Here is a 14,280-nt window from a genome sequence, read left to right as displayed (position 1 = left end):
CCGTGATGAAATACGCCGTAAACATGCTGCTTGTCGCCAGTCTGGCGACAAGCGTTGCCGCCAATGCCAGTACCGGCTTTGACAGCAACCTGATGGATATTCAGAAACAATGGTCAATCTGCGAATATCAAACGCTAACCGCCAAAAAAGAGCCGTGCTTCACCGCGCTGAGCCAGAAAACCCACGCACTGGCCGCCGCTAACCCGACACAAGCGGAATACCTGATCTGGGAAGCCATCGCCAACAGTAGCCTGGCCGGCGCCAAAGGCGGATTAGGCGCGCTGGATCTGGTCAAACAGGCCAAGGCTACGCTGGAAAAGGCCATCGCCATTAACCCGAAAGCGCTGGAAGGTTCCGCTTACACAACGCTTGGTGCACTCTATTACCAGGTACCTGGGTGGCCGATTGGTTTTGGCGACAACACAAAAGCGGAACAATACCTAAAGACTGCGCTGACGATTAATCCCCAGGGGATCGATCCCAACTATTTCTACGGCGATTATTTACTCAAAGAAGGGCGTAAAGATGAAGCCAAACGGTTTCTGAACATCGCATTAGCGGCCGCCCCGCGCCCTGGCGGCGAAATTGCCGATCAAGGACGACGCTCTGCGGTTGAAAAGGCGTTATCGCAGCTCAAATGATTCGCTTTCGGGATGGGGTTTAAGACGTTGTCCCATCCTGCTTTCAGCCTTCGTCCAGCCACTGCTTACTGTCATTCGCCCGAGCGGGAATAACGCAGCGACGCGACAAATATTGAAAGAAAAGAAAGCAGAAGCAGAAGCAGAAGCAGAAGCAGAAGCAGAAGCAGAAGCAGAAGCAGAAGCAGAAGCAGAAGCAGAAGCAGAAGCAGAAGCAGAAGAGCATACGCCCACAAAAGCAAAGAAAAAACCGGCTTTCACCGTATTCCAGGGCTCGTCGTTCAAAAACCAGCAGTATCGATGGTTCAAAAACAAAAAAACCCGCAGCCGTAAGGTGCGAGTTCATAATAAAATCGAGCTTTTTTAAATGGTCGGTGAGAGAGGATTCGAACCTCCGACCCCTTCGTCCCGAACGAAGTGCGCTACCAGGCTGCGCCACTCACCGAATGCGGGGCGCATATTACTGCGCCCCTGAAACAGCGTCAATCCCTTTTTCACAAAAGCCCGCGGATTGGCGACAAAGCGCCCGGAATGCCGATAAAGCACGCCAGACTGCACCACATCAGCCAATCCGCCGTGAAATTCGCGTGGTTTCCCTCGCAGACCTGGCAGTGTTCATCTTTCGTTTTACACTTGCCGAAATCCTTCTTAATCCACCTGACGAAACGTCTCTTCATCCAGAGTGCCAGCGCCAATACCTTGCCGTACCAGCCACTGCAACAGTGTGGCAATCTCCGGCTGATGCAAAAAATCGCGAATATTCCCAGCCCGGGCGACGCCGATGCCCGAAAATTGCCGCCACTCCGCCAGTGAACGCTGCTGCAGAACCGTCAAAGACACCCCATGCAAGGCGCCCTGCGCAGCACGGGGAACGGGGATCCCCAACGCCATCAACCATCGGGAAAGTGGCTGCCGCCGCGCCCGTTGAAACTGCTGATACACTTTTTCACCCTGCGTTGCCCCCAACCCGCCGAGACCGATCAGCTGTGCCGGCGTCAACGCCAGCCACGACACCACATCAGGTAACATTCCGCGCAAAACCAGACGTTGCCAAACCCCTTCCCCGACACCTGTCAGCCCCAGCCCGCGCTTCCCGCTCAGCCAGACCAGCCGGGCAATAAACTGCGACCGACAGCCTTCACGCCATGTCAGGCAGGTGAATTCACTGAAACCGACGTTTTCAGGCACCGACATCGGTTCACGCACCGAGGTACGCCACACGACGGCGTCTAATCGGGGAATACCTTGCCCCGCCAAACCGATGCTGACCTGATCGCCGGGCAGGACATCCCACTGCCGCCAGCGGGATATTGACCCGACATTGACCCGTCGAATCGTTTTGTCGTCCAGCGTCAGCGGCTGCAACGTCAGTACCACGGTCATTTTACCGGTGCGCCCGACCGCGATCTCAACGCCCTCCACTTCCGTCACCAGACGGGTTAACGGATACTTCCAGGCCACCGCCCATTCCGCCGGTTTATTCTGCCAATAGCGCGACGAAGGCTCCTGTGCCTGTCGCAGCACTACGCCGTCCGTCGCAAACGGCAGTGGTTCCCGGTACCAGCGTTCGCGCCAGCGGGCAGCGTCTTCCAGCGTGGCGATAGGCTGGGTATAGCGCTCCGTCATTTCAAACCCCAGATTCCGCAGTTGGGATAAACGTTCCGGCATGCTTTGCGGCCCATCAGGCCACTCCCAGACAAAAACGCCAATGCGGGATGCCAGCGATGAGGGCTGGCTACGGCGCATTTCGCCGGCCACCCTTGCTCGGGCATTCGCGCCGCCATCCTGCTGCTGGCGATGACCGGGCATACTGAGATAAAGCTCCCCTTGCAACACCAACCGATCGGGTGCCGTCGGCAATTGTTGCGGCACTTGCGGCATCCGGCGCACTTTTTCCGTCCAGTCCTCACCCTGATACCCATTTCCCCGGCTGACGGCGGAGACCAGTTTGCCCAGCTCATACACCAGCGTAACGGCGACGCCGTCAATTTTGGGTTGAACCCAGAGACCGCGATGCTGCGCGATCCAACGCCGTAACTCGCCAGCCTCCGACAGTTTTCTCAGCCCGGTATGCGCCACCGGATGCGGCGTTTTTCCCTCTTCCGGCAACTGTATGGGAAAAGCGGTTTGATCGGCGTGAAAACAGGCTTGCCATGTCTCCAGCCGTTTTCTCAGTTGATCGTAAGTGTGGTCATCGATCTGGCTTTCACCCGCGCCGTAATAAGCCCTATCCCATACTGCCAATTGATGCCCAAGCCGTTCCATTTCCTGCTCCGCCCGCGGTGCCGGCCACGACGGACAAGAGATGGAAGCCCCGGTACAACCGGCCCAAAGTGCAATCGACCATATCGCTATCGGCAAATATCCCTGACGCATTCCCGCCTCTCCCTGCGTAAAAACGTCGTCAGTAAAACGCGGCTCTGCAGGAAAAACGAGCGCTATCGCCACAGAATGCGAAGCCGCATGCAGGGAATCGACGCAATGGCTGTCGTCATCAATTGCTATTGCGGCACCTCCCGCAGCGAATCCGAACCAAGGCGTCCTCTATGCCGCAATAGACCGGGCATATCTCCAGCGACTGACCATACAACGATGTGTATAATGCGCAACATATACAGGCGTCCCGCCGCATCCCGTTCCAATCATTGTCAACTTCAGAAATCACTATGGCTCAAGGCACGTTATATATTGTTTCCGCTCCCAGCGGGGCCGGGAAATCCAGCCTGATTCAGGCGCTGCTGAAAACCCAACCGCTGTATGACACCCAAGTGTCAGTTTCACACACTACCCGTGTCGTCAGGCCGGGCGAAGTTCATGGCGAACATTATTTCTTCGTTTCCGTCGACGAGTTTAAACGCATGATCGACGAGGATGATTTTTTGGAATACGCTGAGGTCTTCGGCAATTATTACGGTACGTCACGCGCCACCATCGAACAGGTATTGGCGACCGGCGTGGATGTCTTTCTGGATATCGACTGGCAGGGCGCGCGCCAGATTCGAGAAAAAATGCCCCTGGCCCGCAGCATCTTCATTCTTCCGCCTTCAAAAGAAGAACTGGGGCGTCGTCTGCGCGGTCGCGGACAGGACAGTGAAGAGGTTATCGCCCGCAGGATGACGCAGGCCGTAGCTGAAATGAGCCACTATGCCGAATACGATTACCTGATCGTGAATGACGATTTCGATTTGGCATTACACGATCTGAAAACCATTATTCGCGCCGAACGTCTGCGCCTCAGCCGCCAGAAGATTCGACATGACGCTTTAATCACCAAACTATTGGCAGACTGACGGCACTTTCAGTATGATGCCCAGTCATTTTATTTCCCCACTGGAGTAGCACACTATGGCACGCGTAACTGTTCAGGACGCTGTAGAGAAAATTGGTAACCGTTTTGACCTGGTATTGGTCGCTGCCCGTCGCGCCCGCCAGATGCAGGTTGGCGGAAAAGAGCCGCTGGTGCCGGAAGAAAACGATAAGTACACCGTTATCGCGCTGCGCGAAATTGAAGAAAACCTGATCAACGGCCAGATTCTGGACGTGCGTGAACGTCAGGAACAACAGGAGCAGGAAGCCGCGGAAATTCAAGCGGTGACTGCCATTGCCGAAGGTCGTCGTTAATCAGGTCACGAGTCCCCCTTGTATCTGTTTGAAAGCCTCAATCTGCTGATTCAGCGGTATCTGCCGGAAGACCAGATACAGTGTCTCAAGCAGGCCTATATCGTTGCACGTGATGCCCACGAGGGGCAGGCACGCTCCAGCGGCGAGCCCTACATCACGCACCCGGTCGCCGTCGCCTGTATTCTGGCGGAAATGCGTCTCGACTATGAAACGCTAATGGCGGCGTTGCTGCATGATGTTATTGAAGATACGCCGGCAACCTACCAAGATATCGAGCGCTTGTTCGGCAAAAGCGTAGCCGAGCTGGTGGAAGGCGTATCCAAACTCGACAAGCTGAAATTTCGCGACAAGAAAGAGGCGCAGGCAGAGAACTTCCGCAAGATGATCATGGCGATGGTGCAGGACATCCGCGTCATCCTGATCAAACTGGCGGATCGTACCCACAACATGCGCACCCTCGGGTCGCTACGACCGGACAAACGCCGTCGTATCGCCCGTGAAACACTGGAAATCTATAGCCCGCTGGCACATCGCCTCGGTATTCACCATCTGAAAACCGAGCTGGAAGAACTGGGCTTCGAAGCACTCTATCCCAATCGTTATCGTGTCATCAAAGAAGTGGTGAAAGCTGCCCGCGGCAACCGCAAAGAGATGATCCAGAAAATCCTCTCCGAAATAGAGGGACGATTAAAAGAAGCCGGGATTTCCTGTCGTGTCAGCGGTCGGGAAAAACACCTCTACTCCATCTACTGCAAAATGCACCTGAAAGAACAGCGTTTTCACTCCATCATGGATATCTACGCATTTCGGGTGATCGTCAAGGAAGTGGATACCTGCTACCGGGTGCTGGGCCAGGTACATAGCCTGTACAAACCTCGCCCGGCCCGGGTAAAAGATTACATCGCCATCCCCAAAGCCAACGGTTATCAGTCGCTGCATACCTCGTTGATCGGGCCGCATGGCGTGCCGGTCGAAGTGCAAATCCGTACCGAAGACATGGATCAGATGGCGGAAATGGGCGTGGCGGCGCACTGGGCCTATAAAGAAGGCGAAAGCAGCAGCACTACGGCGCAGGTTCGCGCCCAGCGTTGGATGCAAAGCCTGCTGGAACTGCAACAGAGTGCGGGCAGTTCCTTCGAATTTATCGAAAGCGTGAAATCCGATCTGTTTCCGGACGAGATTTACGTGTTTACCCCGGAAGGCCGTATCGTACAGTTGCCGGCCGGCGCCACGCCGGTGGACTTCGCCTATGCCGTGCATACCGATATCGGCCATGCTTGCGTCGGCGCTCGTGTCGACAGGCAGCCTTATCCATTATCGCAGGCGCTTTCCAGCGGTCAGACCGTGGAGATCATCACGGCTCCAGGCGCTCGTCCAAACGCAGCCTGGCTCAATTTTGTCGTCAGTTCCAGGGCTCGCGCCAAAATTCGCCAGATGTTGAAAAACCTCAAGCGTGACGATTCCGTCAGCCTGGGGCGCCGTCTGCTGAACCATGCGTTGGGCAACGGGCGCAAGCTGTCCGATATCCCCGAGAAGAATATTCAGCGCGAGCTGGAGCGCATGAAACTGCCGGCGCTGGACGATTTACTGGCGGAAATCGGTCTTGGCAACGCCATGAGCGTCGTCGTGGCTCGCAATCTGTTGGAAGAAAATACCGAACTCACCGATGCCGGTATCCGCAAATTGCCTATCAAGGGTGCCGATGGCGTACTGATTACTTTCGCCAAGTGCTGCCGTCCGATTCCCGGCGATCCGATTATCGCCCACGTCAGCCCAGGCAAAGGGCTGGTTATCCATCATGAATCCTGTCGCAATATTCGCGGCTATCAGAAAGAACCTGAAAAATTCATGGCGGTAGAATGGGATGAAGTTACCGAACAGGAATTCATCGCTGAAATCAAGGTGGATATGCTCAACCATCAGGGCGCGCTGGCCAATCTGACGGCGGCGATCAGCGCATCCAACTCCAATATTCAGAGCATCAATACCGAGGAAAAGGACGGCAGGGTATACAGCGCCTTTATCCGCCTCACCACGCGCGATCGTGTTCACCTGGCGAACATTATGCGTAAAATCCGCGTGATGCCGGATGTGATTAAAGTTAACCGTAATCGAAACTGACCTGTTATGACCCCACAACGTTATGCCCGCATCCGCGACATGCTCAACAACCGCCAACCGGATCTGACGGTATGCATGGAACAGGTGCACAAACCCCACAACGTTTCCGCCGTTATCCGTACAGCAGATGCTGTCGGCGTCCATCAGGTGCACGCCGTCTGGCCGACTAACCGGATGAAAACACTGGTTTCCACCGCCGCAGGCAGCAACAGCTGGGTACAGGTCAAAACCCATCGTTCGATCCACGACGCGGTCAGCCATCTGAAATCCCAGGGGATGCAGGTTCTGGCGACCAATCTGTCCGCCAGTGCGGTGGATTTCCGCGACGTGGATTACACCCGTCCCACTTGCATCCTGCTGGGGCAAGAAAAAACCGGCATCTCCGCCGAAGCGTTGGCACTGGCGGATCAGGACATCATTATTCCGATGATAGGCATGGTGCAATCACTGAATGTCTCGGTGGCATCGGCGCTGATTCTGTACGAAGCGCAACGCCAACGTCAGCTTGCGGGTATGTACCAGCGGGAAATCAGTCCACTGGATGAAGAAGAACAACAGCGCCTGCTGTTTGAAGGCGGCTACCCGGTGCTTGCCCGCGTCGCTAAACGTAAGGGCCTGTCGCGTCCCGTCATCGATCATGCCGGGCAGGTCATTGCCGACGCGCCCTGGTGGGCCGCCATGCAATCCACGGAGCAATGATGCAAGGCCGCCTGCTGAATACCCAACCGTTGAGCACCCTTGCCGGCGTGGGGGCCAGCCAGGCGACCAAACTTGCCCGCATCGGCCTGGAAACCGTGGAAGATTTGCTGCTGCATCTGCCATTGCGTTATGAAGACCGAACCCACCTCTACCCGATCAACGATTTACTGCCGGGCATCTACGCCACCGTCGAAGGCGAAGTGCTGCGTAGCGATATCTCTTTTGGCCGCCGCCGTATGCTGACCTGCCAGATTAGCGACGGCAGCGGCATGCTGACGCTGAGATTTTTCAATTTCAATGCCGGGATGAAAAACAGCCTGTCGCCCGGCCAGCGGATATTGGCATATGGCGAAATCCGGCGCGGCAAGCTCGGTGCGGAAATCATCCACCCGGAATACCGCCTACAGGGAGAAACCGCGCCACTTGAACTACAGGAAACGCTGACGCCGGTTTATCCGACCACCGAAGGCATCCGCCAGGCGACCCTGCGCAAACTGACCGACCAGGCGCTGCAATTGCTCGATACCCATCCTATCGACGAACTACTGCCGCAGGAGATGCGCCACGGGTTGATCAGTCTGCCGGACGCACTGCGCACCCTGCACCGGCCACCGCCGGACGTCAGGCTGGAAGAGTTGGAACAGGGTAAACATCCGGCGCAACAGCGGCTGATTATGGAGGAACTGCTGGCGCACAACCTCAGCATGCTGGCGGTTCGCGCAGGCGCACAGCGTTATCACGCTCAGCCGCTGGCCCCGGACGAACGACTGAAACAGCGTCTGCTGGCCGCCTTGCCGTTTTCTCCCACCGCCGCCCAGCAGCGGGTGGTGGCGGAAATCGAACAGGATATGAGCCAGCCGTTTCCGATGATGCGGCTGGTGCAAGGGGATGTCGGATCGGGGAAAACGCTGGTGGCGGCGCTGGCTGCACTGCGCGCGATCACGCACGGCAAGCAGGTCGCGCTGATGGCGCCGACCGAACTGCTGGCCGAGCAACACGCCATCAACTTCCGCAACTGGTTCGCACCGCTGGGAATCAACGTTGGCTGGCTGGCCGGGAAACAGAAAGGGAAAGCCAGACAGGCTCAGCAGGATGCGATTGCCAGCGGCGCAGTTTCCATGGTGGTGGGAACGCACGCCATTTTTCAGCAACAGGTACAGTTCAACGGTCTGGCGCTGGTGATTATCGACGAGCAGCACCGGTTTGGCGTCCACCAGCGGCTGGCGCTGTGGGAAAAAGGGGAAGAACAGGGCTTCCATCCTCACCAGCTGATCATGACCGCCACGCCGATTCCGCGCACGCTGGCGATGACCGCCTACGCCGATCTGGATACCTCGGTGATTGACGAACTGCCGCCCGGCAGAACGCCAGTCACCACCGTCGCCATTCCCGACACCCGGCGCGCCGATGTTATCCAGCGCGTCAGGCATGCTTGTCTGCAAGAAGAACGGCAGGCTTACTGGGTCTGCACCTTGATCGAAGAATCCGATCTGCTGGAGGCGCAGGCCGCCGAAGCCACGTTGCAAGAACTGCAGGCCGCGTTGTCGGATTTAACGATTGGGCTGGTGCATGGCCGCATGAAAACCCAGGAAAAACAGACAGTCATGGAGGCGTTCAAAACCGGCCGACTGCATTTGCTGGTAGCGACCACGGTGATTGAAGTGGGCGTCGATGTTCCCAATGCCAGCCTGATGATTATCGAAAACCCGGAACGCCTGGGGCTGGCGCAGTTGCACCAGTTGCGCGGGCGTGTCGGCCGAGGCGCGGTGGCTTCCCATTGCGTGCTGTTGTATAAATCGCCGCTCAGCAAGACCGCCCAGATGCGATTGCAGGTACTGCGGGACAGTAACGACGGCTTTGTGATCGCACAACGCGATCTGGAAATTCGCGGCCCCGGTGAACTGCTCGGCACCCGCCAAACCGGCAACGCCGAATTCAAAGTGGCCGACCTGCTGCGCGATCAGGCGCTTATCCCGCAAGTGCAACGGGTTGCCCGCCATATCCACGCGCACTATCCCGAGCATGCCCGAGCGCTGATCGAACGCTGGCTGCCGGAAAGCGCCCGTTATACCAACGCTTAACCGGGCGACATCCCACAATGATTGAAACGACGGTCGGCGGCCCGTTCATATGACTGCGGGGCCACGTAACCCGACGATGCAGCCCAAAAACCGCCATCTCTTCAGGGCGCGGCTATTCAAAGCATTAGCGACACCCTCATCACGGCGTTAAGTTAGCATCGACGACAGAGTCATTGCCGGACACACCTCACCGACGCACATTTCTCACCTTTAATTCCTCACCGTCGACAGCAGCGTCTGCAATCGCTTACCGCAACCGATTGCTTTTACAAAGCAGAAGATTAAAATGCGCATTTTTATTCAGGAGTGCCAACCACCATGAGTATTTCCGCCACCGAGATACCTCAGTCCAGCCCCGAAACCACGGCGCGCAGCGAACTGATTTACCGTCTGGAGGACAGGCCTCCACTACCACAAACCCTATTTGCCGCCTGCCAGCATTTGCTGGCGATGTTTGTCGCCGTGATTACCCCGGCGTTGCTGATTTGCCAGGCGCTCGGCCTGCCGGCGCAGGATACCCAGCACATCATCAGCATGTCGTTGTTCGCCTCCGGCGTGGCGTCTATTCTGCAAATCAAAACTTGGGGGCCGGTCGGGTCTGGCCTGCTTTCGATTCAAGGCACCAGCTTCAACTTCGTGACGCCGTTGATCATGGGCGGTATGGCGCTGAAAAACGGTGGCGCCGATGTTCCCACCATGATGGCGGCGCTGTTCGGCACCCTGATGGTCGCCTCCTGCACCGAAATGTTGCTGTCCCGCGTGCTGCATCTGGCGCGCCGCATCATCACTCCGCTGGTATCCGGTATTGTGGTAATGATCATCGGCCTGTCGCTGATTCAGGTCGGGTTGACCTCTATCGGCGGCGGTTTCGCTGCCATGGGCAACCACACCTTCGGCGCGCCGAAAAACCTGTTGCTGGCCGGGATCGTGCTGGCCGTCATCATTCTCCTGAATCGTCAGCGCAACCCTTACCTGCGCGTGGCGTCGCTGGTGATCGCCATGGCGGTAGGCTATCTGGCGGCCTGGCTGATGGGCATGCTGCCGGGTAACGCTCCGTCATCGGCCTCGGCCCTGATGATGGTGCCGACGCCGATGTATTACGGCCTTGGCTTCGATTGGAATCTGCTGGTGCCGTTGATGCTGGTTTTCATGGTGACATCGTTGGAAACCATCGGCGACATCACCGCCACCTCCGATGTTTCCGAGCAGCCTGTCAGTGGGCCGCTGTACATGAAGCGGCTGAAAGGCGGAGTGCTGGCCAACGGCCTGAACTCCTGCGTATCCGCCATCTTCAACACTTTCCCGAACTCCTGCTTCGGCCAGAATAACGGCGTCATCCAGCTGACCGGCGTCGCCAGCCGCTATGTGGGCTTTGTGGTAGCGCTGATGCTGATTGTGCTGGGGCTCTTTCCGGCGGTGAGCGGGTTTGTGCAGCATATTCCCGAGCCGGTGTTGGGCGGTGCGACCATCGTGATGTTCGGCACCATCGCCGCCTCCGGTGTGCGCATCGTCTCCCGCGAACCGCTGAACCGCCGCGCCATCATGATTATCGCGCTGTCGCTGGCCGTTGGTCTGGGTGTCTCACAGCAACCGCTAATTCTGCAGTTTGCGCCCGATTGGCTGAAAACCCTGCTCTCTTCCGGTATTGCTGCGGGCGGCATCACAGCTATCGTGTTAAATCTGGTGTTCCCCCACGAGAAAGAATAAGCGACCGCTTCCAGAAAATTTTCGTCTGACGTGAAATTAAGGGCCGATGGTGTAACATCGGCCCTTATTTATTGTCTGTAACATGATTACCTGTTGAGACAACAGGCTAATTACGGCATAAAACGGTTATCCCTGACGACTGGCGCGGATTCACACAATGAAATTTATCGGGAAAGTTCTTCTCACCCTATTTTTGCTAATGTTGCTAACGTTGGTGATTCTCTACGTCCTGCTGCAAACTGCATGGGGCGCCGGCCGGATCAGCGATTGGGTGAATCAACACACCGAATACCGTTTGTCGCTCAACAAAGTAGCCCATGACTGGTCCACACCCAGCCATCTGCAATTGCAGGACGTCACTTTCGGTCATAGAGACCAGCCGGTCACTTTATCCGCCAGACAGATCGATCTGGGTTTCAGCTTCCGTCAGTTCACCACCCCGCGCCATTTTGCCAGCATTGAGTTAGAAGGCGGCGCGTTGAATCTCGAACAAACCGGGTTCACCCTGCCGCTCGACGCCGATATCCTGCAATTGAAAAATATGGCGCTACAGGCCCAGGACGGCGACTGGCGTTTGCAGGGGCAACAAGTCACCGGCGGCATTACCCCCTGGAAACCGGAAACCGGGTACCTGCTCGGCAGGAAAGCCGCATTCCAGCTTAGCGCCAGTGCTTTGCAGCTCAATGAGTTGCCTGCCAGCAAGGTGCTGATCCAAGGGACGTTCGACAACAAACAGCTAACACTGGAGAATTTCGGCGCGGATGTGGCTCGCGGGGAATTAACCGGAAATGCAGTACGTTCGAAAGACGGCAGTTGGCTCGTCAACACGCTACGGCTGAGCAATGTCCGGTTGCAGACCAAGCAGACGATGGCTGACTTTCTCAAGCCCGTTACGCATATCCCTTCCGTCACCATTAATCGTTTTGACCTGATCGATGCGCGTATCGAAGGGCCGGACTGGGCATTTAGCGATCTGGACGTCACGCTGCAAAATGTCACCTTCAAACAGGACGACTGGCAAAGCGAAGACGGCTCGCTGTCGTTCAACGCGACCGATATCGTTAACGGCCCCATGCACTTCGTCGATCCGATCGTAACGCTGAATTTGTCCAAACAAGGGGTCGACATCAAGCAGTTTTCGACGCGCTGGGAAGGCGGTCTGTTACGTACCAGCGGTAACTGGCGTCGGGATACGCACCGCCTGACGCTGGATGATGTCGTGGTGGCCGGCCTGGAATATACATTACCTGGCGACTGGCGGCAGCGTTGGCTGCAAACGCTGCCGGACTGGCTGGCGGAAGTGATGCTGAAGAAGTTTGCCGCCAATCATAACCTGCTGATTGATATCACACCTGATTTCCCGTTCCAGCTCACTGCGCTGGACGGCGTCGGTGCCAATTTGCTGCTGGCCAAAAATCATCAATGGGGTATTTGGCAGGGTGCGCTGACGCTTAACGCCAGTGACGCCACATTCAACAAGGTTGATGTCCGGCGGCCTTCGCTGGTATTGAACGCCGGCGATCAGCAAATCAACATTACCGAATTGAGCGCTTTCACCAAAACCGGCCTGCTGGAAGCCAAAGCGGTTATCGACCAACAGCCGACCCGTGCATTCTCTCTGGAACTCAACGGAAAAGCTGTCACCTTCGATAATTTCATCCGCTGGGGCTGGCCAACAACATCAGCGACCGCGCCGACCGGGAACACCAACATACAACTGCACCTAACCGGTCGACTGGATGCATCATCCCCGTTGAAACCCAGCCTTAATGGGTCATTGCAGGGTATCGACAGCGCGGGGCACAGTATTAATCAGCAAATACGTCAGGGTAACGTCGTTGAAAGCACGCCTGCCGCGCCACCGGCACCATCGTCGCCCGTCAACCCGTCGTAACGGCGTAGTGCCTCGCCGTTGAAAACCCTGATCCCAGAATAAAAATCGCCACATAACTGTGGCGATGGGTTATGGCAGTATGATCGGCGCTCTGCGGGCCGAACAATTAACGAATGGTAAATTCGTCGGAAGGCTTTACATCATCCGACGCCAGCGGCAATACCAGATACACCCCTTCAAACAGCGCCCCGCTCTTCTCGTCGCCAAACAGTTCCACCTGTAGCCGAATGCGGGCTTTTCGCCCTCTGGCCAGACGTGCCAAATCGTCGTTTATCGATCCGAGATCCGCTACCGCGCTGGGCCGACCAGCCACTGGCGCAATGTAACGAATATTCGCATCCGCCAGAATAATGGTTCCGTCCAGCTGCTTTTCACGTAACGATAACCAGATAAGCCCCCACCCCGTCAGCGTTGCCAGCGAAAACAGACTGCCAGCGAACAGCGTGTGATGCGGATTCTGATTTCCAGCTTCCGGCATGGTGGTGATGAATTTTTGCCCCGTGTACTGGCTGATGCGAACCCCCATCTTGTCGCTGAGGGGAATATGATTGTGCCAGGCTTGCTGCAGTTGAGCGCACCACTCAGGCCGGTGCAAAATGTCATCCAGCGAGGCAACCGGTTTTATCATCAGGAAATGGCGCACCGGCGTAGTCAACGGCGTGGTGATTTCCCCTTGATTGACAAAACCCAGTCGGGCGAAGAAATCCACCGCATCCTCGCGGGCGCTACATACTACGCGCTTCACCCCCTCCTGACGCGCCACGGACTCCAGCGCCATGGCAATCATGGCCCCTAATCCTTTGCGCCTCACATCAGGGCGTACAGCCAGAAAACGGATGGATGCTTCATTGTCGGCATTGATAGAAAGACGCCCTACTGCCATCAGATTCCCCTGTTCATCGACCAGCGTCTGATGATGCGCCAACGCATCGTAGGCATCTCGTTCCGACCCTAATGGCTGATGCAAGGGTTTACGCAGCATTTCCCAACGAAAGTAATAGTAGGCATCCAAATCTTCCGCGCTTTCCGGTACTTTCAGGTAGTACATACTCGCCTCACTCAACACATCATTCAGGGGATTCAAACCTGCAACCAGAAAGTCACCGGCCCGTCATTCACCAACGCCACTTTCATATCTGCGGCGAAACGACCGGTTTCCGTCGTCAGGCCGCGCTCACGGCATTGACCAATGAAATACTGATATAAACGTTCGGCCTCATCCGGCGCGGCTCCGCGGGAAAAACTAGGGCGCATACCCTTCTGTGTATCCGCCGCCAGAGTAAACTGCGATACCACCAACAGGCTACCGCCAGCCTGCTGAACATTCAGGTTCATTTTGCCGTGCTCATCGCTGAAAATCCGATACCCCGTCACTCGCTCACATAACCGGGATGCTTTCTGTTCGTCGTCACCCTGTTCCACTCCCAGCAAAACCAGCAACCCGGCGCCGATTTCACCAACCACATCGCCATCCACTGTCACGCTGGCGCCGGACACCCGTTGAATCAATGCAATCATA

12 protein-coding genes and 1 tRNA gene are annotated in these 14,280 nt (G+C 56.6%); 9 read left to right on the top strand and 4 right to left on the bottom strand.

The genetic code is table 11. From position 1 onward, the window contains the following. Positions 1–5: 5 nt before the first annotated feature. Entirely contained in the window at positions 6–641 is a 636-nt protein-coding gene (locus HEP82_RS13380) for a tetratricopeptide repeat protein (RefSeq protein ID WP_192458533.1), read from the top strand. A gap of 112 nt (positions 642–753) precedes the next feature. Continuing rightward, positions 754–1,005 carry a hypothetical protein gene (locus tag HEP82_RS13375; RefSeq protein WP_192458532.1) on the top strand — a complete coding sequence of 84 codons (252 nt, stop codon included), beginning with the start codon at positions 754–756 and terminating at the stop codon, positions 1,003–1,005. Between the two features lies 1 nt (position 1,006). Here HEP82_RS13375 and HEP82_RS13370 read toward each other — a convergent pair. Together HEP82_RS13370 and ligB are read right to left on the bottom strand one after the other, a co-directional pair. Then, positions 1,007–1,083 (bottom strand) — tRNA-Pro (locus HEP82_RS13370). Positions 1,084–1,286: 203 nt separating this feature from the next. Next, a complete protein-coding gene (gene ligB / locus HEP82_RS13365) occupies positions 1,287–3,014 on the bottom strand; it encodes an NAD-dependent DNA ligase LigB (protein ID WP_192458531.1) in 1,728 nt (575 codons plus the stop codon). 290 nt (positions 3,015–3,304) lie between these two features. On the opposite strand from ligB, the gene gmk reads away from it, so the two are divergent. From gmk to HEP82_RS13330, 7 genes are all read left to right on the top strand, one after another. Then, positions 3,305–3,928, top strand: coding sequence for a guanylate kinase (gmk, locus tag HEP82_RS13360; RefSeq protein WP_015855593.1), 624 nt, complete (start codon positions 3,305–3,307; stop codon positions 3,926–3,928). Between the two features lie 55 nt (positions 3,929–3,983). Then, the gene (gene rpoZ / locus HEP82_RS13355; RefSeq protein ID WP_015855594.1) at positions 3,984–4,259 is read left to right on the top strand and encodes a DNA-directed RNA polymerase subunit omega; all 276 of its coding nucleotides are present in this window, start codon (positions 3,984–3,986) and stop codon (positions 4,257–4,259) included. A gap of 18 nt (positions 4,260–4,277) precedes the next feature. Beyond that, positions 4,278–6,380: a bifunctional GTP diphosphokinase/guanosine-3',5'-bis pyrophosphate 3'-pyrophosphohydrolase gene (spoT, locus tag HEP82_RS13350; RefSeq protein WP_192458530.1), complete on the top strand. Its 2,103-nt coding sequence runs from the start codon at positions 4,278–4,280 to the stop codon at positions 6,378–6,380. A gap of 6 nt (positions 6,381–6,386) precedes the next feature. Further along, the gene (trmH, locus tag HEP82_RS13345) at positions 6,387–7,079 is read left to right on the top strand and encodes a tRNA (guanosine(18)-2'-O)-methyltransferase TrmH (RefSeq protein WP_192458529.1); all 693 of its coding nucleotides are present in this window, start codon (positions 6,387–6,389) and stop codon (positions 7,077–7,079) included. Further along, positions 7,079–9,160 (top strand): ATP-dependent DNA helicase RecG, encoded by a 2,082-nt coding sequence (gene recG / locus HEP82_RS13340; protein ID WP_192458603.1) that lies wholly within the window; start codon positions 7,079–7,081, stop codon positions 9,158–9,160. Before trmH ends, recG begins: the two co-directional genes overlap by 1 nt. Positions 9,161–9,478: 318 nt before the next feature. Next, complete coding sequence (locus HEP82_RS13335) at positions 9,479–10,867, top strand: nucleobase:cation symporter-2 family protein (RefSeq protein WP_192458528.1); 1,389 nt, start codon at positions 9,479–9,481, stop codon at positions 10,865–10,867. Positions 10,868–11,024: 157 nt separating this feature from the next. After that, positions 11,025–12,761, top strand: coding sequence for an AsmA family protein (locus HEP82_RS13330; protein WP_192458527.1), 1,737 nt, complete (start codon positions 11,025–11,027; stop codon positions 12,759–12,761). Between the two features lie 106 nt (positions 12,762–12,867). Here HEP82_RS13330 and fabY read toward each other — a convergent pair whose 3' ends face one another. Beyond that, complete coding sequence (gene fabY / locus HEP82_RS13325) at positions 12,868–13,809, bottom strand: fatty acid biosynthesis protein FabY (protein WP_192458526.1); 942 nt, start codon at positions 13,807–13,809, stop codon at positions 12,868–12,870. A 32-nt stretch (positions 13,810–13,841) separates the two neighbouring features. Then, on the bottom strand, positions 13,842–14,279 hold the full coding sequence (gene dtd / locus HEP82_RS13320) for a D-aminoacyl-tRNA deacylase (RefSeq protein ID WP_192458525.1): 438 nt from the start codon (positions 14,277–14,279) through the stop codon (positions 13,842–13,844). Position 14,280: the final 1 nt, after the last annotated feature.

Origin of the sequence: Musicola keenii, assembly GCF_014855505.1 — a bacterium.
Classification (GTDB): domain Bacteria; phylum Pseudomonadota; class Gammaproteobacteria; order Enterobacterales; family Enterobacteriaceae; genus Musicola; species Musicola paradisiaca.
The sequence above is the reverse complement of the archived record's forward strand: the minus strand, read 5'-3'. Positions and strand labels throughout refer to the sequence as shown.

What these genes read in the sequence shown, in the direction of transcription:
- HEP82_RS13380 (WP_192458533.1), top strand. Translation starts at nt 6, where the DNA reads ATGAAATACGCCGTAAACATGCTGCTTGTCGCCAGTCTGGCGACAAGC.
- ligB (WP_192458531.1), bottom strand. Translation starts at nt 3,014, where the DNA reads ATGCGTCAGGGATATTTGCCGATAGCGATATGGTCGATTGCACTTTGG.
- gmk (WP_015855593.1), top strand. Translation starts at nt 3,305, where the DNA reads ATGGCTCAAGGCACGTTATATATTGTTTCCGCTCCCAGCGGGGCCGGG.
- rpoZ (WP_015855594.1), top strand. Translation starts at nt 3,984, where the DNA reads ATGGCACGCGTAACTGTTCAGGACGCTGTAGAGAAAATTGGTAACCGT.
- trmH (WP_192458529.1), top strand. Translation starts at nt 6,387, where the DNA reads ATGACCCCACAACGTTATGCCCGCATCCGCGACATGCTCAACAACCGC.
- recG (WP_192458603.1), top strand. Translation starts at nt 7,079, where the DNA reads ATGCAAGGCCGCCTGCTGAATACCCAACCGTTGAGCACCCTTGCCGGC.
- HEP82_RS13335 (WP_192458528.1), top strand. Translation starts at nt 9,479, where the DNA reads ATGAGTATTTCCGCCACCGAGATACCTCAGTCCAGCCCCGAAACCACG.
- HEP82_RS13330 (WP_192458527.1), top strand. Translation starts at nt 11,025, where the DNA reads ATGAAATTTATCGGGAAAGTTCTTCTCACCCTATTTTTGCTAATGTTG.
- fabY (WP_192458526.1), bottom strand. Translation starts at nt 13,809, where the DNA reads ATGTACTACCTGAAAGTACCGGAAAGCGCGGAAGATTTGGATGCCTAC.
- dtd (WP_192458525.1), bottom strand. Translation starts at nt 14,279, where the DNA reads ATGATTGCATTGATTCAACGGGTGTCCGGCGCCAGCGTGACAGTGGAT.